This window comes from Neobacillus niacini, from assembly GCF_031456445.1.
Classification (GTDB): domain Bacteria; phylum Bacillota; class Bacilli; order Bacillales; family Cytobacillaceae; genus Neobacillus; species Neobacillus niacini_I.
The window spans coordinates 29,813-49,562 of the sequence record NZ_JAVDUQ010000014.1 but is presented as its reverse complement, the minus strand read 5'-3'; the positions used below and the strand labels follow the sequence as shown (position 1 = coordinate 49,562).

Here is a 19,750-nt window from a genome sequence, read left to right as displayed (position 1 = left end):
TTTCGACAAAATTCGAGCGGTGCCTGGTACCGCTCGAATTTTGTCGATTGATTTTATCCGGACATTCCGTAGTCTTTTATGGTGATTTTTATATCATAGGTGATGGGGATTTGACTGAAGGTTTGGTCCCAGTTTTTTTTGTGTCTTTTCCATTGGGCGGGATTTTGGATTCTTAGTTGGTTGCCAAATCCGGCGACGTCTACTTTATAATGTTGTTGTGTTTTTTGTAATGTTTCTTGAATGAGCTGCTTTACTTGGTTTTTGGCAGCTGTTTCGGCTCTTTTTAGAAATTCATTTTTAAACGGGTCTCCAGATGGTACCCAGTTTTCAGCAATCCGTCCTTCCGATTGAATGTTAACATGGAAAGAAAGCTGGTTTCCTTTTAAATGGGGTTTAATGGAGCTTTTTAACGAAAGCATTTCGTAAATAATTGGTTGGCCGCTCTTTTCATCAATACTTCTGACGACTCCGCCTTTTACCGTCCCGGCAATCCAGGCTAAACCTTCAACTTCTTTTTCATTCAAAAAACCTAGTAGTTTTTTCGTTTTGCCCTTTATGATCGCAGCCCCCGAAAATTTTGCTTCTCCCCCTTCTAAGCTGACATTTTGGATCAGAAAACTGGATCCTGAATTCATTTTTCCCTCTAATTTGCCTAGAGGCATTGCTGGGACAATCTTGGCATTTCTTTTTTCACCTTTCGTAATTTGATAAAGGTGAAAGGCCGGAATAATTGTTTTTTTGGATACAAGTACTTTGCTAGCCCGGCCCTTTGCAATCATAACAAGACAGCTTGGTCTCATTTCCTGTTCTCTTATGAAAAAATCAAGTGCCTTCTCCAGGCTTACTTTACGTGCAAGATCCGCTCCAATAATAATCACTTTTTCATGTTCGGCAAAAGCGCGCTTTTCAATTTTTAACGTCATGTTGCGTAACGTAGGTAGAATGGAATCGCCTGTTTCAGAAATGTTAATATAAGATTTCGGTGCAGTAGCGTTCTCTGATTTTCCTGCCCCCGTTCCACTTGATGTTACAAATTGATTTGTTAAAGTGAATAGAGGTCTATTGGGAAGACTTTTATCATCTGATTCTAATTTTTCCTTAAGTTCTCCGTCTTTTTCCAAATCCATTGCAGTACCGGCAATCAACCCTAATTCCTCGATTTCTTTACTGCTCCAGCAGCCTCCGAGCAGGAGAACGACAAGAAAAAGCAGCATGATTTTATAGCTTCTTTTCATGCTGTTTCCCCTTTATTTTTGCAATGATCAGCATAACCATCGGCATCGCTCCAAAAAAGAGAAGAGCGGCATTTCCAATCCAATCGCCTAACTTAAATAGCGAATTAGGGTTTTTGGGATACATGGCAATGATATAAATAAACGGCAGCAACCCATACATAAAGGGCTGAATTCTTTTATTGAATATTTGAGAAAAACCTAATGCGGATGCATAAAACGTAATAACATACGTTGAAAAAATTTGCATGATCCAAATGACCAGCACCAAGGATTCAAAACGTTCGAAGAGCAGACCAGGAAATTCAAAACTCCGAATCATATCCAATGTTGGCCATGTTCTTGTAAGGACACCGTCCACTGACAAGGCACCGATCACCATTACAACAGTAATCAGGTAAAAAACGATTGCAAGCGAAACACCAACAACGACAGCTTTTACGGCTTTTTTTGGCTGTTGCATAAACGGAACAAGAATTAACATAATATCAAATCCGGTATAGGCCAGCGACGTGGTTTCCAGCCCTCTAATGACTGGCATAATCCCCTCTCCCAAAATGGGGCGAAGATTATCAATTTCAAAAATTTTAAAACTCATAAAAGCAACTAAAAGAAAAAAGATGACAGTAATAGGAAAAATAATTTCAAAAAGCCTGGCAATGGAAGGAATCCCCCCTAAGATCAAGTAAATCCCTACCCACATAAAGGGCATGATAATCCCCCAAATGGGTGTTCCTTCTAATAAAAACATTCTTGTCACTTCCGCCATTGTTCGAACTTCATAGGCAGAAATCGTAAAGTAAAAAATAGAGATCGATATTCCCAGCAGCCTTCCGCCAATTTTTCCAATAAGATCTTGTGTATACTCAAAGACTGTTTTGTTCGGGAATTGTTGACTTAGTTTCGCAATCAATATTGCTGCGGCCATCGCAATAAAACCGCCAATTAAAACGGAAATCCAAACGTCGGGTGTTTTCACTTTTTGCGCAGCTGAACGTGGCAAAGTTAAGATGATGGCGGCCAATATATAATTGATGACAATGACAGCTGTTTGCGGAGTCGTAATTTTTTCATTTGTATGAATCATTCTTGATCCGCTTCCTTTCAACATAAGTTAACCTTTTCGAATTGGATCCTTTGTCTTCATCATCTCTGGACGGCGTTTCATGAGCATTAATGGCATCCGCACCAAGAAGTCTTTCCAGTCATTAAGCCGATACGGAACGGCCGGGCTGGCATATGGAACACCAAAACTCTTTAGTTTTACCATATGGCTGCAGAGGAAAAGGAAAAATAAAATTACCCCGTACAAACCAAATAAGGCGGCACTAAACATTGCCACAAAACGCAGCATTCGTAATGAAATTCCCGTGCTATATTGCGGGATGGTAAAAGAAGAAATCGCCGTTATTGCGACCACAATAACCATAATCGGGCTAATGATTCCCGCTTGTACAGCCGCTTCACCAATAATGAGACCGCCAACGATTCCCATTGCCGGACCAATCGGTTTCGGCAAACGTAAGCCTGCCTCCCGGAGAATTTCAATGGATATCTCCATAATGAGGGCTTCAATAAGGGCCGGGAAAGGGACTCCTTCGCGTGTTTTCATAATCGAAATCGCAAGCTTTGTCGGAATTAATCCGGGATGGAATGAAATAAAGGCAATATACAGGGATGGTCCAAAAAGAGCTATAAATGCAGCCAAATAACGTAGCATTCGAATGAGCGACCCTGGGAGCCATCGTTCATAATAATCTTCCGGCGATTGCAGCATCATATTGAAAGTGGCCGGGACAATCAGGGCAAATGGAGTTCGGTCTAATAATATTGCCACCCGACCTTCCATTAAAGCACTAATAACACGGTCAGGCCGCTCTGTGTTTTGCGCTTGCGGAAACGGGCTAAGGAAATTGTCCTCAATTAGTTGCTCTATAAAGCCTGATTCAGCAGCATCATCAATGTTAATGTTATGAATTCTTTTCTTTACTTCCTCTATCAATTCTAGATTGGCTATTTCCTGGTTATATGCGATAACGAGGTCTTTATGCGATCGTTCCCCTACCTGAAAATGGAGCATGGTTAAATTTCGATTATCACCCTGCTGACGCAACAAAGCAGTATTATCGCTCAAGGTTTCGGTAAAGCCTACCCTCGGTCCCCTTACCAATGCCTCGGAAACCGGTTCCTCAATTGAACGCGATTTTCCTTTCGCAGTTCCTAGAATTAAAATATTCGTTTGCCCATGAACCATTAAGGCTGTTGAGCCTTTAAAAACCTTTGAAATTAACTCTTGCAGTTCTCGTCCCTCGGTTATCTCACTAATAGATAAAACTTGATTTTTTAAAAACTCTATCGGGATGGTCAAATGGTTTTGAGAACTAGGCAGATTACAAATTTCGGAAAAATTCATCATCAGGGACTTCATGATGTGCTGTTCAATGAGTTCCTTGTCTGAAAGGGCATCGATGAAAATAAGCGCTGCTTGAACCCCTATGCCCCCGATAATAAACTCGCGAATATTTAAATCGGTATTATGTCCAATTTCCTGGCGAATCAGCTCTAAATCTGCACTAAGATCCCCGTTAAACTGGCTTGAGGGAGTATGTGAAAATTTGAATTCCTGATGTTCCTTCGTTTGCAATGACTGTTTTTTCAGATTCCTAATCTCGAACTTCCGTCCCTTCATCGCCGCCTAATCCTCCCCTATCTGCCGAATCCATCTAAACACCATAGATATCCCAAAAGGAATCAAAAACGTAACCAAAGCCTGAACCAAAACCTTCCATTCTGGAATAAACGCAAGCACCATTTTCCACATACACATCACCACTACGTATATCTTGTCTAATTTATGGAAACTTAACCAAAGTTATTCGACAAAAATTGGGCGGTGCCTTGCACCGCCCGATTTTTGTCGGATTTACTATTTCGATAATTAAAAATTATTTAAAGGAAAATAAACAGTGGCGGAGAATTATATTTGGTAACGCTTACATTTTGTTTTAGGATAATTTTTTAATGGTTGTTTAGACATATTTCCGGAATGATTAGCGTAAATGTAAGAAACACCATTTGACAAGGAGGCTTTTTTGTATGGATGGAATTGAAATTTTTGCGTGGTTTCTAACAGCCATTTTGGGTGTTGGGTTTGTTTGGTCTTTAGTAAAGATTGCAAAGAATCCTAGAAAGGAATCCTCCCACAAGCAGACTAAGGATAATGAAAAACTTAATCATTAAAACTTGCAATTCCCATAAAAAATCCATCCTGAATTCTTTCATCAGGATGGTACCAATTTCATTTCTAAATCCGAGTTATATTAAATGATTACGAATCAATTTTCCTAAAAAACTCCCTCACAACTCGTAAATATTCTTCAGGCTCCTCAACATACGGTAAATGGGCACTGTTTTCAAAAACATGAAATTCTGAATCAGGAGTCAATGAACTAAAATACTGAGTAGACTCCGGTGTTGCCTCATCATACCCTCCGCAAGTATAGAGTGTTGGACATGTAATCTCCGACAACCGCGACGTACAATCAAAATTTTTCAAATTGCCTAAGACCGTAAACTCAGAGGGCCCCCACAACTTCCTCTTGCATCATTACTCCTCCTTAACCCAAATATAGCTTCTAGGTAGTATTATACAATTTTTTTATTTAAAATCTGGTCGTTCCCGCAAGCACTTGTGCCGAAAAATTCCATTTTCGGCTCCTCTGTTTTGGAAAAGGATCCTTTCCTATGTAGAAATTCTAAAATAGAGACAGGGACAATATTTTGTTCCTGTCTCTATTTGTAGCTAGTCTGATATTGAATTGTAACTCCCCTATTACAAAGTTGAAAAACTGTCATGCTATAATTCCAATTAAACGAATTTTATGAAAATACCTTTCCTTTCAATTGCCACTGGTATTTTTTAAAGAAAGTAGTGATGAAATTGATACGATTTATATTCATTATGATGACGACTGCATTATTCTTAACGATCGGATTCATTCCAAAAGCATTCGCTGACACAGAAAATCTTTTACCTTCCACAAAAGAACTTCCACCTATTGTTCAACATACTCTAAATGAACTTTCTCTCGAACAAGTAAAACAATCTCTAGAAATCAATAGAAATAAGCTGAAGCAGACGGATTCTGCTGTAAAGGCTGCGAACTTGGAAGCTAAAAACCTTAAAAGAAAAATTTCACAATTAAAGGATACAATGAAAAAACGAAATACTTTATTAAAAGAACGAGCGAAAGCCTATCAACAAAGTGGTGTGAATGTTCAGTATCTGGATGTATTGCTTGGGTCTACCAGTTTTAAAGATTTTGTTGAGCGGGCGGGAGCCGTTTCCACTATTGTAATGGCAGATAAGGAACTTTTAAATCAGCAGGCGGAAGTGAAAAAAGAATATGAAGATAAAAAGAATTCTTTAAAGGATAAACTTGCTGAATATAATGATTTGAAGGTTGAGTTAATAAACATGAAAACTGTGCTTAAGACACAACAAAAACAATATAAGAAGTTGGCAACTATACATAAGGAAACGCCAAGAAAGCCTGCAAGTAAAAGCTTTGAAAAACTAAAAGATTTTGAAAATGTTCCTAAGAAAGGATCTATCCAAACGGTCATCAATGCCGGATATAAATATATTGGAAACTCTGTTTATGTATTTGGCGGCGGGAGGAGTGTAGGTGATATTGCCAATGGAAGGTTTGATTGTTCAGGCTTTGTCCATTGGGCCTTTGACCAAGCCGGGATCGAGGTCGGCAGCACGACAGACAGCTTAAAAAATGATGGCAAACAGATCTCATTTAGTGAAATCCAGCCGGGTGACCTCGTATTCTTTGATACCTACAAAAAAGATGGTCATGTTGGAATTTATCTTGGAAATGGTAAGTTCATTGGGTCACAAAACAATACAGGGGTTGCAATTGAGGATTTGACCAAAGGATATTGGAAACAGACCTTTAATGGACGGGTGGTAAGGATTTAACTATTTTAATACATTAAAATCTAAATCTTGGTCACATTACATAGGAGAAACAATAGTAGGAGGAGTTTGAAATGAAAAAAGAAAATCCAAATAAGAAAAATGAATCAATCACGAATCAAACGGAGGATTTAACCCAATACGTAGAAACATTAAAGGAAAAAAATAAAATAGAAGATTATTCTCGCGGCTGGGAAGATGACCGTCTTTAAAAGACGGTCAATCTTTTTATAAAAAACTATTCAACACCCGGGAACCAGCCCGGACTATTCACAATGGCCTGCCATAACGGATCCGGTACCACAAGCTCTTGCTGCTTATCTTTATCAATTTTTGTGACAATTTCTGCTTCTTTTCCTTCTTGCACCTTTTGTACCCAGTCAGGCTCAATGATGATTTCTCGCCCTAATGCAATAAGCGGCACTCCGGTTTGAAAAGCTTTTAATACATCATCTGCAGTAAAGAGCGAGCCGACACCAATAACAGGAACACGGTCGCCTACCTTCTCCTTGATGATTTCAATCCGCGGGCGGGTATCATCAATACCGCGTCTTGGAGTTGACCAGAAATCATTCAAGGAAACATGAAGATAATCAAGCTCATTATCAGCAAGAGCATCGATTAATATCAACGTATCCGCCATCGTAATTCCTGACGTTGTTGGTTCCTCTGGTGAAAATCGATAGCCGACAATAAAGGAACTCTTCGCATTTGCTGCTACTACTTTTTTGACTTCCTCCACAACTGTCAATGGAAAGGCAAGTCTTTTTTCAGTACTTCCTCCCCAGCGGTCCTCCCGCAGATTAGAATGGGGTGAAAAAAATTGCTGAATGAGATAGCCGTTTGCTCCGTGAATTTCAATGCCATCAAATCCTGCTTCGATTCCTCTACGTGTAGCCTCACCAAAGTTGTGGATAAGGGATTTCACCTCTTGTTCAGATAGTTCCCTTGGAACATGTTTTCCTTGCCCCTCGGCTGGAACACTACTGGCACTGACGACATCGCCATTTGGGATAAGTGCTGGAGGAACTTCCCTGCCGCCATGGAAAATTTGCAGAATTGCTTTGGCACCTTGCTCTTTTATTCCTGTTGCGAGCTGTTTTAAACTTGGAATGAGATCATCCGTATCTGCCCCAAATTCTCCATTAAATCCTTTTCCGTTTTCAGTTACGTAAGTACAGGCCGTAATCACCATGCCTACTCCAGCTGAGCGTCGTGCATAGTATTTCACCTCAGCTTCGGTTACAGTACCATCGGGATTGGAAGAAAAATTCGTCATCGGCGCCATCACAATTCTATTTTTTAATTGAACACCATTTGGAAAAGTAAATGGCTCAAATAATGGTTCAAACCTTGAATTCATGTTGAAAATCCTCCTAAAAATCTAATAAAGCTTTTTAAAAAATGAACAAGGTTAGTGTTCCGTTTTTTCATTACGGGCATTCCTTTTTTGATTCGGGTTTCTTCAAATAAAATTTGCATGAAATGTTTGTTTATTTCTTACACTAAGACTGATAAGTAGACATTGATATTGGGAGGTAAAATGTATGAGTGAAAAAGGCACAAGCTATCCGAATGTAAGTCTGGGTGGCAAGCGATCAGTACCAAAAGGAAAACAAGATCCGGGCAAAATTCGTTATGAATTAAAAGAAAAAACGGATCGAGAAAAATAAGATATAACCTTGTAGAAGGAGTAGATATGATGATCCAGCATGATTCAAGATATGAAGCAGCAAACCTTGAGCCTTCACAGGTTGAGAAAATTAAAACAATTGAAAACGAATTAAATCAAAATGTACATGATGATATTGTCGTGATTGCCTACCAGAAAAAGCAAATTTAGTTTCAGTTAAAAGCCCACTTACCGATTGGTGGGCTTTTTTTCGTTGCTTCACTTATTTCCTCACTCTATTTTTCACTGACCAATCAGGAACGGGCGAAGAATGGATTACCTGCACTAAAAGTTGATTTGACACTTAGCAAAATGGCACATGAAAAATCTCGCGATATGTCCGCGAATGGCTACTTTAGCCATACAAGACCGACCTACGGGTCTCCATTAGATATGATGGAAAATTATGTTATTTACTTATCATTACGCTGGTGAAAACATTGCCATGGGACAGAAAACACCGGAAGAAGTTGTCAGTGCATGGATGAATAGTGAAGCGCACCACAAGAACATTCTAAATCCTAACTATAATTATTTTGGTGTTGGATATGTTCCAGATGGAAATTATTGGAGGTGGGAGTTTGTTGGAAATTAAAATTCCATAAATTTTAAAACCTAAATTATCCTCAAGTCTAATAAGGGACTTGGGGATTTTTCTTTATTTTACGATAAAATGGTCATTTTTTATTTGAGAGATTCATACATAAGACAGAGAGTTTTAGAAAATTGGGGAGGTAGCTATATGATTCAACATTCGGTAAAATTGCAAACAAAAGTCGGTCTGTATCCGCCCTATATTACCCGATTGGTCCAGGAAGCTTCTCGTTTTCATTCGGAAATTTTTATGACTCATAAGGGCCGCAGAGTGAATCTGAAGTCGATGATGGGAGTTTTGTCTCTCGCTGTCTCAAAAGATGCTGAATTAACCTTTGAAGCAAGTGGTAATGATGAGGAAGCAGCATTGAATCAAATCATTAGTACGGTGGAATCGTTTCAATGACAGAGGGCATGATGGAGGAAATTTCTTGGTTCAATTGGTAGTATTTGAGCAGATAGGATAGACTGGTTTCGCGGACGCTCAGGTTTCTGACTATAAAGATGGGTTTTTTAGACAGTTTTTTATGGTCATTTAAGAATTGTCTATAAAGTTGCACTTTATAGACAGTTTTACCGATCGCACAAGATTTTTTGTCTATAAAATAGCGTTTTATAGACAGTTTAGCGGTCGCACAAGATTTTTTGTCTATAAAGTTGCGTTTTATAGACAGTTTTACAGGTCGCACAAGATTTTTTGTCTATAAAGTTACGTTTTATAGACAGTTTTACAGGTCGCACAAGATTTTTTGTCTATAAAGTTAAGTATTATAGACAGTTTTACAGGGCGCACAAGATTTTTTGTCTATAAAGTTGCGTTTTATAGACAGTTTTACAGGTCGCACAAGATTTTTTGTCTATAAAGTTGCGTTTTATAGACAGTTTTACAGGTCGCACAAGATTTTTTGTCTATAAAATTACGTTTTATAGACAGTTTTACAGGTCGCACAAGATTTTTTGTCTATAAAGTTGAGTATTATAGACAGTTTTACAGGTCGCTCAGGATTTTTGTCTATAAAGTTGGGATTATAGACATTTTTCACTGCTAATTAAGACTTTTGTCTATAAAGCCAAATGTTAATGACAGTTTTCAGGGTTCATCTAATGATTTGTCCTTCAACCCCTTGAAAATGGAAAAAACCCTATTCCATAAAAAGAATAGAGTTTTTACCCTTCTTACAATCCACCACAGGTTGAGTCTGAACGATCTGACTCCGTAGATGCTTCCTCTTTTGATACAGATTCAAGTCCATACCCAGTTGAACTGATTACCAACTCATCTTCATTCGCTTTTCTATTTGAGGTCAAATCCTGGGTTTGTTGATTTTTTTCCAAATATGCCACCTCCCGATGCAAAAATTTCAGCTTATTTTTTGCATCGGATCACTTAAATATACAACTCATGGAAGCAGCTTCATGGTTGTCCGATACCGTTTCTGAATTCATAAACTCTCATTTCTTTCTTTACTTCTGTAATATTTCCCTGATTGGTTTTAATTTTTTGCCCGAATAGGCTTTGAATCCCAATAACCCACCACATCCCGCAAAAGCCAGATAACTTAAAAGTTTGTATAATACTTGACCGTTAAACAAATCAAGAATCATCCCTCCGCCTAATGAGCCAATGATAGCAGACAGACCGAAAAAGACGGAAATAAAGAATAATTGTCCGCTAGCTCTGAATTCGTTCGGAAAAAGGTTTGACACATATTGAAACGAACACAAATAAAAAATTCCAAAGGTGATTCCATGAAGGGCCTGCAGCATGATGACTTGGGAAGGAGTATCTGCCAGAGAAAACAAAAGCCACCTTACTCCGTATAATCCGGACGCGATTACCATGTAGGTCATTTCATTAAAAAACCGGAGCCATAAAGGACTTAGTAGAAACACTAGTGCTTCAAAAGCAACTGCAACAAACCAGGATAACCCGATTAAGGACTCATTTCCTCCAAGTTCCTTAATGTAGATCCCTGAAAAAATATCATTTGTCCGATGGGGAATCGTTACAAGAATGATGATCATTAGAAAAAATAAGTAATTGGGTCGGAGAATGTTCCGGACTGCTCCCTTGAGATTGATTGGCGCAGATGGTGTATTTATATCCATAACCTTCCAACAAAATCCAAATGCGACCATCGTAAAAGCAAGATAGGGATAGATTAAATGCTGTAGTCCAATTAGGGTAAGAATTTGACCCCCTAGGTATGAGGTAACCGCATATCCAACAGAACCCCACATCCGAATCCTTCCAAAAGATGACCCAACGATTTGAGAAGTATGTAACGCTAAGCTGTCGCCAAATGCTCCGACTGGACTGAGAAACGAATAAAAGATACCACATATAAATAGAAGCATCAAAAAGGACTTGACTTGAAATAAAATGAGGCTGCAGATCATCACCCCTGCAAGACAAAGCAGCAGAATTTTTTTGATTGTTTTATAACGGTCGCTGATAAATCCCCAAAAAGGTTGCGAAATTAATGAAGAAAACGGTCCAACCGCCATTAACCAGCCAATTTGAGTCCCCGTAAGCTGCTCTTCTTGAAAATAGACTGGTAGAAAAGTAGAGATAACCGTCGAAGAAGAGTGAAAGAAGAATAGAAAAATACTTAAATACAAAAAGGCTCGTTTATGTAACACATTCATCGCTCCCGCCAAAGAAGTTCCATCGTTTTTAACCTAATACAAACAGGAGAAAAAAACAAGACAATAAAAAAAGCCGCCTGAAATAAGGCAGCTGTAAGACCCATAAAGGGTGGATAGAAAGTTTGCTTCACCTGGATGAAGGACAATTCTCCCATTCTCCTACTGAGTTATGTCCTTCATTCCCTTGATGTTGAAAAATGTAGAGATCACTATTAATAATAAGTACTTTCCGTAAACCCGCATTTCCGGCATTTCCTCATGACGGAAGTTTCTAAAAAGACATGCTTGCATTGAAGCTGAATCGTTTGGATCTTTTTATTGAGGTGTTGAATCTGTTCCTCTAAAGATCCGACCTCCTCCATCAATCTCCTAATCTCATTCGAATTATCGATAGATTCTTGACCCATCATGGACAAATTCCTCCGCTTTTTGTTTCATCCCTTCTTCGATAGAAGTTCCCTCAAACACGGCATCCTCTTTGGCCATCCCCCGGATGTCATGCGAAATTCTCATCGAACAGAACTTGGGACCACACATGGAACAGAAATGAGCCGTTTTCGCTCCCTCAGCAGGCAGTGTTTCATCATGATATTCCCTTGCCCGCTCAGGGTCCAAAGATAAATTAAATTGATCTTCCCATCGGAATTCGAACCGAGCCTTCGATAGGGCATTATCACGGTCCTGCGCTCCGGGATGACCCTTCGCTAAATCGGCAGCATGTGCAGCAATTTTATAAGTAATAACCCCTTCACGAACATCCTCCTTATTCGGTAAACCAAGATGTTCTTTCGGAGTAACGTAGCAAAGCATCGCCGTACCAAACCAGCCAATCATCGCTGCGCCAATCGCTGAAGTAATATGATCATACCCCGGTGCAATATCGGTGGTTAATGGTCCTAATGTATAAAAAGGTGCTTCTTTACATATTTCCAGTTGTTTATCCATATTTTCTTTAATTTTATGCATCGGAACATGGCCTGGACCTTCAATCAATACTTGGACATCATGCTTCCAAGCGATCTCCGTTAGTTCTCCCAATGTTTCAAGTTCGGCAAATTGCGCTTCATCATTTGCATCCGCAATACTTCCCGGGCGTAATCCATCTCCAAGTGAAACGGAAATATCATATTGCTTCAAAATTTCACAAATCTCTTCAAAATGTGTATAGAGGAAACTTTCCTGATGGTGCGCCAAACACCATTGTGCCATGATAGAACCTCCGCGTGAGACAATCCCTGTTGTCCGTTTCGCTGTCATCGGAACATAACGCAATAGGACCCCGGCATGAATCGTAAAATAATCGACCCCCTGCTCGGCTTGTTCAATTAGTGTATCACGGTAAACCTCCCAGGTTAAATTCTCAGCAATTCCATTTACCTTTTCTAATGCTTGATAAATCGGAACGGTTCCAATTGGCACCGGCGAGTTACGGATAATCCACTCTCTTGTGGTATGTATATTCTTTCCTGTTGATAAATCCATAATCGTATCTGCGCCCCAGCGTGTGGCCCAAGTCATCTTTTCAACTTCTTGCTCAATGGAGGAAGTGACCGCCGAATTTCCAATGTTGGCATTGATTTTCACATGAAAGTTACGACCAATAATCATCGGTTCGCTCTCAGGGTGATTAATATTGGCAGGAATAATCGCCCTTCCCCGAGCAACTTCTTCTCGAACAAATTCTGGATCTAAATTTTCGCGAATTGCAATGAATTCCATTTCAGGCGTAATGACACCCTTTTTGGCATAATGCATTTGTGTCACATTTTGTCCTGCCTTTGCCCGTAAAGGGGTTTTATTTAAATTCGGAAACCATTCAAGGTTTGCGCGTTCATCCCCTTCAAGGTAGCCGTTGTCCTTTGGTTTAATCTCTCTACCTTCATACGCCTCCACATCATTCCGTTCGAGAATCCAGTTCCGACGCAAAGCGGGCAGCCCTTTGCGAATATCGATATGATAATTCACATCTGTATAAGGACCGCTTGTATCATAAACACGAAGAGGGGTATTCTCTTCTTCACCAAAAGTAGTCACGGTTCGGTTTAGGCTAATTTCCCTCATTGGAACCTGGATATCCGGCCTTGAACCGTTTTGATATACCTTTTTACTTCCTGTAAATTGCGATTTTAATTCAATGTTCATTTCCGTTTGCATGAATCTTCCTCCTTGAAATTTTTTCCAATCCGAAAGATACAGTAATAGGACATAAAGAAATGTTGACAATAAAAAAAGGTTCTGTAAGCACAGAACCTGATTCATGTCAAAAAGTAGTGGAGCATCATCAAAAATTGACGCCTTCATTACTACTTCCCTACGCTGGTATCATCCAGATCAGGTTCGAAGGGTCAAAGAATTAAACGCATTCTTCTCTCAGTCCGAGCTATCGGACCCCCCTAGTAGAGCATTGGAAACAATATACAAAATGAAACTCACTTATTAAAATAACATAGGTTTTAAGATAATAAAAGCTTTTTTCTTTATTTTTATTGAAATGAGAAAAAAGAACTATATTTTTGAATGTAATTCTCAGGTTGGTTGTTCTTGAGTCGTTTGGCTGTTTTGATTTTCCTGATTGTTCGTTTGTTGTTGGTTTTGGTTTTCTTGGTTACTTTGCTTGCTTTGATTTTCCGGTTGATTTGCTTGCTGTTGATTTTGGTTATTTTGATTACTCTGCTGATCTTGATTATTATTCTGTTTATTATTTTTCATATAGGAATATAAAATATAAAGTCCCAAGATGGCTGGAAGGGAAAGGAGAAACAAGATAAACCACATCGTATTAATAAAATGTTGATAAATCCACCAATCTTGCAAAGAAAACACCTCATACCGTCAATTTGCCCGTTTGTCTATAGAGTTGACTTTGAAGTTTTGGTTTATTCACTTGGTTTCACTTTATTCCAGTTTTATGAAATTTTTTCAAAAAAAGACTGCTGAAATTGAATTCAAACAGTCTTCACACAACCTAATGGTTTTTATTTTTTCCATTCTCTTTTTGCTTCTTCTCTTGCCATTTTTGATTACCCGGACTTTTTTCTTTTTGTGTTTGTTTTTCCCAAGCTTTCGCCTTCTTTACTACCTTCTCTTCGATTTTTTTCGGCTGCACCACCGGCTTAGGTGGTGGTGGGACTTCAGCTGCACCTCGAATATAAAGATCATTTCCCATTTGGTAAACATCAGACGGCTGCTGGAAAGTTGACGTGTCCGTGCCAAATGCCTGCATCATTTTACTAAACATAATTTGCGCGATATGTGTCGTATCTCCAGGTAAATAGTTGCCAGATCCATTCTTCACATAACCGGTCCAAACCGACATCGTATATTGTGGTGTATACCCTGTAAACCAACTATCCTTTGCTACATTACCAAGTGGATAGCCATATTGAAGACTCGTCCGCTCATCAAAATTAGTCGTCCCCGTTTTTCCAGCAACATCGAGCCAAGGAACATTTGCCGCTTTACCTGTCCCGGAATCAACGACATCCCGCAACATATCAGTAATCATATAAGCTGTATAATCGTGCATGACTTGTTTTGGTTTCGGCTTAAAGCTCTTGACCTTACCATTCGGAAACACCACTTTTTGCACAAAATGCGGTTGGTTGTATACGCCTTGATTGGCAAAAGCACTATAGGCACCTGCCATTTCTAACGGGCTCACGGTGTTTCCTCCAATGGCATAGGACTCATAAATTTGATTATGATCAAAGGTTATCCCTAGTTGTTTAGCAAAGTTTTTTGCCCGGTCCATGCCCACTTCACGGAGCGTAAGCAGTGCCGGGATATTATACGACCATTGAAGGGCTGTCCGTATTGACATCATGCCATGGTAGCGTCGATCCCAGTTTTGAATCTGTTGACCTGTTGAATAAGTTGTCGGCTGATCATTTAACTGATGATGTGTAGACCAGTTCAAATATTCAATTGCAGGACCATAATCCAAAATCGGTTTAAAGGTTGAACCCGGTTGGCGGATGAGGTCAACCGCAAAATTGTTACCAAGGAAACCGGCTTTATATTCGTTCCGTCCGCTCCCAATGGCCCTTACTTCACCGGTCTTTGAATCTAAAAATACGAAAGCACCTTGGAAACGTTCGTTCGGATAGCTGATAATTTCATTGGTATTCATCATTTTGTTGGCATAATCCTGGGCTTTTGGATCCAACGTCATATAAATCGACAATCCAGCGGTACCGATATCAACATTCTTCATCTTTCCTTCGACTTCTTTTACAGCTGCATCAATAAATGCTTCATACGGCATCCCTTGATTTTTTTTCTTAACAAGTCCCTTTGTTACAGGAACCTTCATGGCATCCTGCATCTGCTTCTTCGTAATATAGCCCTGCCGGTGCATGGATGATAAAACTAGATTTCGGCGGGCGGTTGCTGCTTCTTTGTTTTTTGGTTTCGTTGGGTCATAATTATTTGGGCTTTGCGGCAGACCGGCAATCATCGCAGCCTCTGGAAGCGTTAATTTATTTAATTTGTTTGCATCGAGGCCGTAATAATTTTTTGCCGCCGCAGCAACGCCGTAGGATCGGTTTCCAAGATAAATTTTATTAAAATACATCATCAAAATCTCGTGTTTGGAGTATTTTTGCTCCAATTTATAGGCTAGATACCATTCCTGTACCTTCCGTTTTAATGTTTTTTGCGGAGTCAAAAATGAGTTTTTGATGACTTGCTGTGTAATGGTACTTCCACCCTGGGAACCAAAGTCTCCTGTTACGTTCATGAAAATCGCCTTAGCGGTCCGTTTGATGTCGATTCCATGATGCTCATAAAAATGTGAATCCTCTGTGGCGACAAAGGCATGTTCCAGCTTTTTTGGAACTTGGTTATAGGTGATTTTCGTCCGCTTTTCCTTCCCGTATTCATAAAGAAACTTTCCGTTTCGATCATAAAATTTCGTTGAAAGCGGATCGACTAATTTGGATGCATCTAATGACGGAACATCTTTAATCATCACAGCAAACGTAATAACTCCTGTTCCAATTGACAAGACACCTAGAATAATACATGCCAATAAAATTTTCTTCCATAGAGAACCTTTTTTTGGTGATTTTTTCTTTTTTTGTTCTTGTTGTTTTGCTCTTTCCGCTTGTTTTCGTTCCTCACGGTAGCGATAGGTTTCTGACATTCTTTCTCTCTCCCGTTGCTCTAAGTTACACAATGTTGATGCTAAGTGACCATTGTAACACGCTTTATAAAACCCGTATATACCGAATGGAGGATGAATTAATCCTGTAATCCCCCTGTTCACATTTTGCAACAATATAGGAATGCCGGAGGACATTATCTAATACTTCTTGTATAACATCCTCCTTTTTAACTTCTTGATCTTTAATAATTTTTTCACGCTTAATATCATGATCCAATGTATAACAAATAATATATTCTTTCAATTTAAATCTCCCTTTCAAAAACTCCTAAAGCACACTTTCCCAATATATAATGGATGAGAATCCAATCTCATAATCTATCAATCTATGTACATCGTACAAGGATATTGATTCGTCGTGAATCTAATAATTAAGGGGGTAGGGTAAACAAAATTCATCTAGGTACATTATTGATATATTGTATCAAATTGACGGAATTTTGCCAGTAAAAAGGAAAAAAACTTAAATACACAGGGAAATGTTTAAAAATAAAAAAAATCCAGCCATAAGCTGGAGCTTCCATTATGGTATTACTCAGGGGTGACGCAATCTCCCTTTAGCACGGCGGTACACAATGTGCCGAATTCGAAATCCAGGCCTCCGCACTCCACATAGACACTGCCGATAGCAGGAACGGAAGTACCATTTCTGGAGAATTTAATCGTCCCGATACTGCCCGGAGTGATGCCGGGATCAAAAGGAAACAAATGTTCATCCAATGTTAAGTAGTAAATCATACAGTTCGAATCCAGAAAGTTCGTAATCGTATAGGTGATCGTCGTTAATCCCCCGCCAGTCATACTTTCTGTCGTCAGTTGAAAATGCATTCTGCATTTTGTCCCTCCTGTTACTGTTGTTACGATATCAATGACTTCCGTATGGTAATATCCATTTGTCAAAAAAACCACCGACTTTCTCCATATATATTAATAAATGAAATATGAAGGTTCGGGCAACGGCGAATCAACTAGATTAGAATTCTATAAGATTAATTTTTTTCTAAAGTAATGAACAATAAAGGTTCCCAGAAATAAGGCAACTAACGTGCTGAAAAAGACCATTTGGTCAAGATGGAATCCAAATGCAGAAGCAATCATTTTTAAGCCGATCACCGCAATTAATATAAAAGCAGTTGTTTCAAGCTCCGATACTTTTTCAATCAGCGTTAGGAATATTTGCGCAACGCCGCGCATCATTAAGATTCCTAACACTCCTCCTAAAAAAAGGACCCACACCTGATTCGATACACCGAATGAAGCAATGATACTATCGAAGCTAAAGGCGATATCCATAAGTTCCACGGTCAGAACCGTTCTCCAAAAACCCATTTTTTTTGAATGGGTGTCGTCTTCCTCCTCATTTTTCTTAATAAAGTTTTGAAAAACAATCCATAGAAGATAATGACCGCAAACAATTTTAATCCAAGCGATATTGATTAAGGTTACCCCTAAACCAATTGCTAACACACGAAACAAATAAGCTCCGAAAATTCCATAGAATAAGGCTTTTTTTCTTTCATCTTTTGGCAGGTGCTTCACCATTACGGCCAAAACAACGGCGTTATCGGCAGATAATAATCCCTCTAGAACCACCAGAGTGCCAATCACTCCCCAGCTGGCAGGGTCAGATAAAATTTTTGCAACGGTCTCTAAAGACAGAAATGGGCTTAAATGATGGATTAATTCTCGTAGAAATTCCATAAGGATTCCTTTCCCCTTTAAATTCAGTTTTAATTAATGTATAGGTCGTCCTTCTTTAATATGTATGTTTGGACTCTTTATTAATGAACTTTTAATCCTGTTGATATCATGGTTTCCTAAAAATAACCGTGCCAATGATCATTAGAATGAACATAAGCAGTTGTCGGTTCTGGAATATCCTGTACATAAACCTGTCTGAAATAGGTAAAATAACCCTAACAAGTTAACATAAAAGGATGTTTTTAGCATGAAAAATTGATTCGGAAATCTCTATATTATAGATAATCAAAGTGAAGGAATGCTCCTTCACTTTTTTTGTCGCAATGTTATACAACAACTTGGGGCATTTTATCGTATTTTAGACTTCCTAGAACCTGAGTCGATAAAACAAACTATTCGCCGCACCTTTGAAAAAAAGTACCCCATCTGGTTGAATAAACTCAACATGGATATTGGTTAATTTTTCAAGAACTTCTAGTTCATAGGCTTGTTTGTCGGGAAAATCCTTTGCCTTAAAACTAAACACCGGAATCGATGCATTTTTTGCTTTCGTGACTGCAAGTGCAATGGGGTTATCACTGACTAACAAAACTACTTCCACGTTTTTTGATTTTTTTGAATTTAATGGATTCTAGAATCGCTGCAAAATTACTTCCCGTTCCAGAAGCAAAAACGGCAATTTTCATGATTACTCCTTTTTGAACACGACGTCTTCGGTACCTCTTTGCACTGTTCCTATCACAGATGCAGCTTCCCCCAACCCTTGAAAATGCTCTAAAACCGCCTGAGAATCCTTAGTGTCTACGACTAAAATCATACCAATTCCCATATTAAAGGTACGGTACATATCATAATCTGAAATTTTCCCTGTCTCTTGGATAAAGGAAAAAATCTTCGGGATATTCCATGATCCTTCATGAATTTCAGCCTGCAGTTCCTTCGGAAGAATGCGGGGGATGTTATCGTAAAAGCCTCCCCCAGTAACATGTACCAGTCCATAAACAGGAAATTTTCTTATCGTTGAAAGAACGGATTTGACATAAATTTTCGTTGGTTCCAGTAATACTTCTCCTAATTGTGCACCCAATTTTTCAACATAGTCTGTTAAGGAGAGTTTAGCATCATCTAATAGAACTTTGCGGACAAGAGAAAAACCGTTGCTATGTACACCACTAGAAGCTAAACCAATTAACACCTGGCCATCTTTTACTTTCGAACCATCGATAAGGTGTTTTTGATCGACCATCCCTACAGTAAATCCGGCAATATCATATTCTTCATTCTGGTACATGCTTGGCATTTCAGCAGTTTCTCCGCCAATTAGCGCACATCCTGCCTGAACGCATCCATCTGAAATCCCTTTTACAATGGCTTCAATTTTATCAGGGATAATCTTGCCGCAAGCAAGATAATCGAGGAAAAAAAGGGGCTCGGCCCCTTGGACGACTATATCATTTACACACATGGCAACAGCATCAATACCAATCGTGTCATGCTTGTCCAATGAAAAGGCAATTTTTAGTTTTGTCCCAACCCCATCTGTACCCGAGACAAAAATAGGTTCTTCGATTTCCTGAAGATTCGGTTTAAAAAGTGCACCAAACCCTCCTAATCCGGTTAATACTTCCGGTCGGAAGGTCGTTTTTACATGCTTTTTCATTCGTTCAACGGCTTCATTTCCCGCATCAATATCGACTCCAGCCTGGCGGTAGGCATCACTCATTTCGTTTCACTCCTTTAGGGTAAACTTG

Annotated in this window: 21 protein-coding genes, 2 pseudogenes and 1 riboswitch; of the genes and pseudogenes, 7 read left to right on the top strand and 16 right to left on the bottom strand. The window is 39.1% G+C overall.

All coding sequences use genetic code 11. From position 1 onward, the window contains the following. Positions 1-53: 53 nt before the first annotated feature. The 3 genes from J2Y67_RS13360 to J2Y67_RS13350 are packed head-to-tail and all read right to left on the bottom strand — an operon-like array spanning position 54 to position 3,921. A complete protein-coding gene (locus tag J2Y67_RS13360; protein WP_310174777.1) occupies positions 54-1,235 on the bottom strand; it encodes a Ger(x)C family spore germination protein in 1,182 nt (393 codons plus the stop codon). Next, complete coding sequence (locus tag J2Y67_RS13355) at positions 1,219-2,319, bottom strand: spore germination protein (protein WP_310174775.1); 1,101 nt, start codon at positions 2,317-2,319, stop codon at positions 1,219-1,221. Before J2Y67_RS13355 ends, J2Y67_RS13360 begins: the two co-directional genes overlap by 17 nt. A 27-nt stretch (positions 2,320-2,346) precedes the next feature. Further along, positions 2,347-3,921 carry a spore germination protein gene (locus J2Y67_RS13350; RefSeq protein WP_310174773.1) on the bottom strand — a complete coding sequence of 525 codons (1,575 nt, stop codon included), beginning with the start codon at positions 3,919-3,921 and terminating at the stop codon, positions 2,347-2,349. Between the two features lie 407 nt (positions 3,922-4,328). Between J2Y67_RS13350 and J2Y67_RS13345 the strand changes: the two genes are divergently transcribed. Further along, entirely contained in the window at positions 4,329-4,472 is a 144-nt protein-coding gene (locus tag J2Y67_RS13345) for a hypothetical protein (RefSeq protein WP_310174771.1), read from the top strand. Between the two features lie 88 nt (positions 4,473-4,560). Here J2Y67_RS13345 and J2Y67_RS13340 read toward each other — a convergent pair whose 3' ends face one another. Then, complete coding sequence (locus J2Y67_RS13340; protein WP_310174769.1) at positions 4,561-4,788, bottom strand: alpha/beta fold hydrolase; 228 nt, start codon at positions 4,786-4,788, stop codon at positions 4,561-4,563. 378 nt (positions 4,789-5,166) lie between these two features. Between J2Y67_RS13340 and J2Y67_RS13335 the strand changes: the two genes are divergently transcribed. Further along, complete coding sequence (locus tag J2Y67_RS13335; protein ID WP_310174767.1) at positions 5,167-6,222, top strand: C40 family peptidase; 1,056 nt, start codon at positions 5,167-5,169, stop codon at positions 6,220-6,222. A gap of 71 nt (positions 6,223-6,293) precedes the next feature. Beyond that, a complete protein-coding gene (locus tag J2Y67_RS13330; protein WP_310174765.1) occupies positions 6,294-6,431 on the top strand; it encodes a hypothetical protein in 138 nt (45 codons plus the stop codon). A 26-nt stretch (positions 6,432-6,457) separates the two neighbouring features. Here J2Y67_RS13330 and J2Y67_RS13325 read toward each other — a convergent pair whose 3' ends face one another. Further along, positions 6,458-7,582 (bottom strand): NADH-dependent flavin oxidoreductase, encoded by a 1,125-nt coding sequence (locus J2Y67_RS13325; protein WP_310174763.1) that lies wholly within the window; start codon positions 7,580-7,582, stop codon positions 6,458-6,460. Positions 7,583-7,766: 184 nt separating this feature from the next. Between J2Y67_RS13325 and J2Y67_RS13320 the strand changes: the two genes are divergently transcribed. The 4 genes and pseudogenes from J2Y67_RS13320 to J2Y67_RS13305 all read left to right on the top strand — a co-directional run bounded on the left by J2Y67_RS13320 (position 7,767) and on the right by J2Y67_RS13305 (position 8,891). Beyond that, positions 7,767-7,892 (top strand): hypothetical protein, encoded by a 126-nt coding sequence (locus tag J2Y67_RS13320; RefSeq protein ID WP_310174761.1) that lies wholly within the window; start codon positions 7,767-7,769, stop codon positions 7,890-7,892. Between the two features lie 29 nt (positions 7,893-7,921). Then, positions 7,922-8,062 (top strand): hypothetical protein, encoded by a 141-nt coding sequence (locus J2Y67_RS13315; RefSeq protein WP_310174758.1) that lies wholly within the window; start codon positions 7,922-7,924, stop codon positions 8,060-8,062. Between the two features lie 75 nt (positions 8,063-8,137). Then, positions 8,138-8,486, top strand: a pseudogene (locus J2Y67_RS13310) (CAP domain-containing protein); the annotation flags it as partial. A gap of 147 nt (positions 8,487-8,633) precedes the next feature. Next, positions 8,634-8,891, top strand: coding sequence for an HPr family phosphocarrier protein (locus J2Y67_RS13305; protein WP_310174757.1), 258 nt, complete (start codon positions 8,634-8,636; stop codon positions 8,889-8,891). Between the two features lie 770 nt (positions 8,892-9,661). On the opposite strand, the gene J2Y67_RS13300 is transcribed toward J2Y67_RS13305, so the two are convergent. From J2Y67_RS13300 to purM, 11 genes and pseudogenes are all read right to left on the bottom strand, one after another. After that, entirely contained in the window at positions 9,662-9,820 is a 159-nt protein-coding gene (locus J2Y67_RS13300) for a hypothetical protein (protein WP_310174755.1), read from the bottom strand. A gap of 129 nt (positions 9,821-9,949) precedes the next feature. Beyond that, entirely contained in the window at positions 9,950-11,128 is a 1,179-nt protein-coding gene (locus J2Y67_RS13295; protein WP_310174753.1) for an MFS transporter, read from the bottom strand. A gap of 218 nt (positions 11,129-11,346) precedes the next feature. Further along, a complete protein-coding gene (locus J2Y67_RS13290; protein ID WP_310174751.1) occupies positions 11,347-11,544 on the bottom strand; it encodes a hypothetical protein in 198 nt (65 codons plus the stop codon). Further along, positions 11,519-13,288 (bottom strand): phosphomethylpyrimidine synthase ThiC, encoded by a 1,770-nt coding sequence (gene thiC, locus J2Y67_RS13285; protein ID WP_310174749.1) that lies wholly within the window; start codon positions 13,286-13,288, stop codon positions 11,519-11,521. Before thiC ends, J2Y67_RS13290 begins: the two co-directional genes overlap by 26 nt. Before the next feature lie 137 nt (positions 13,289-13,425). After that, positions 13,426-13,539, bottom strand: a riboswitch (TPP riboswitch). Between the two features lie 121 nt (positions 13,540-13,660). Further along, positions 13,661-13,948 carry a hypothetical protein gene (locus J2Y67_RS13280; protein ID WP_310174747.1) on the bottom strand — a complete coding sequence of 96 codons (288 nt, stop codon included), beginning with the start codon at positions 13,946-13,948 and terminating at the stop codon, positions 13,661-13,663. Positions 13,949-14,099: 151 nt separating this feature from the next. After that, a complete protein-coding gene (locus tag J2Y67_RS13275) occupies positions 14,100-16,277 on the bottom strand; it encodes a transglycosylase domain-containing protein (protein WP_310174745.1) in 2,178 nt (725 codons plus the stop codon). A gap of 64 nt (positions 16,278-16,341) precedes the next feature. Then, entirely contained in the window at positions 16,342-16,542 is a 201-nt protein-coding gene (locus J2Y67_RS13270) for a hypothetical protein (RefSeq protein WP_310174744.1), read from the bottom strand. A 287-nt stretch (positions 16,543-16,829) separates the two neighbouring features. After that, complete coding sequence (locus J2Y67_RS13265; RefSeq protein WP_310174742.1) at positions 16,830-17,207, bottom strand: hypothetical protein; 378 nt, start codon at positions 17,205-17,207, stop codon at positions 16,830-16,832. A gap of 72 nt (positions 17,208-17,279) precedes the next feature. After that, positions 17,280-18,005, bottom strand: coding sequence for a TerC family protein (locus J2Y67_RS13260; RefSeq protein WP_396954076.1), 726 nt, complete (start codon positions 18,003-18,005; stop codon positions 17,280-17,282). Between the two features lie 361 nt (positions 18,006-18,366). Further along, positions 18,367-18,603: pseudogene (locus J2Y67_RS13255) on the bottom strand (phosphoribosylglycinamide formyltransferase); the annotation flags it as partial. A gap of 84 nt (positions 18,604-18,687) precedes the next feature. After that, complete coding sequence (purM, locus tag J2Y67_RS13250; RefSeq protein WP_310174738.1) at positions 18,688-19,722, bottom strand: phosphoribosylformylglycinamidine cyclo-ligase; 1,035 nt, start codon at positions 19,720-19,722, stop codon at positions 18,688-18,690. Positions 19,723-19,750: the final 28 nt, after the last annotated feature.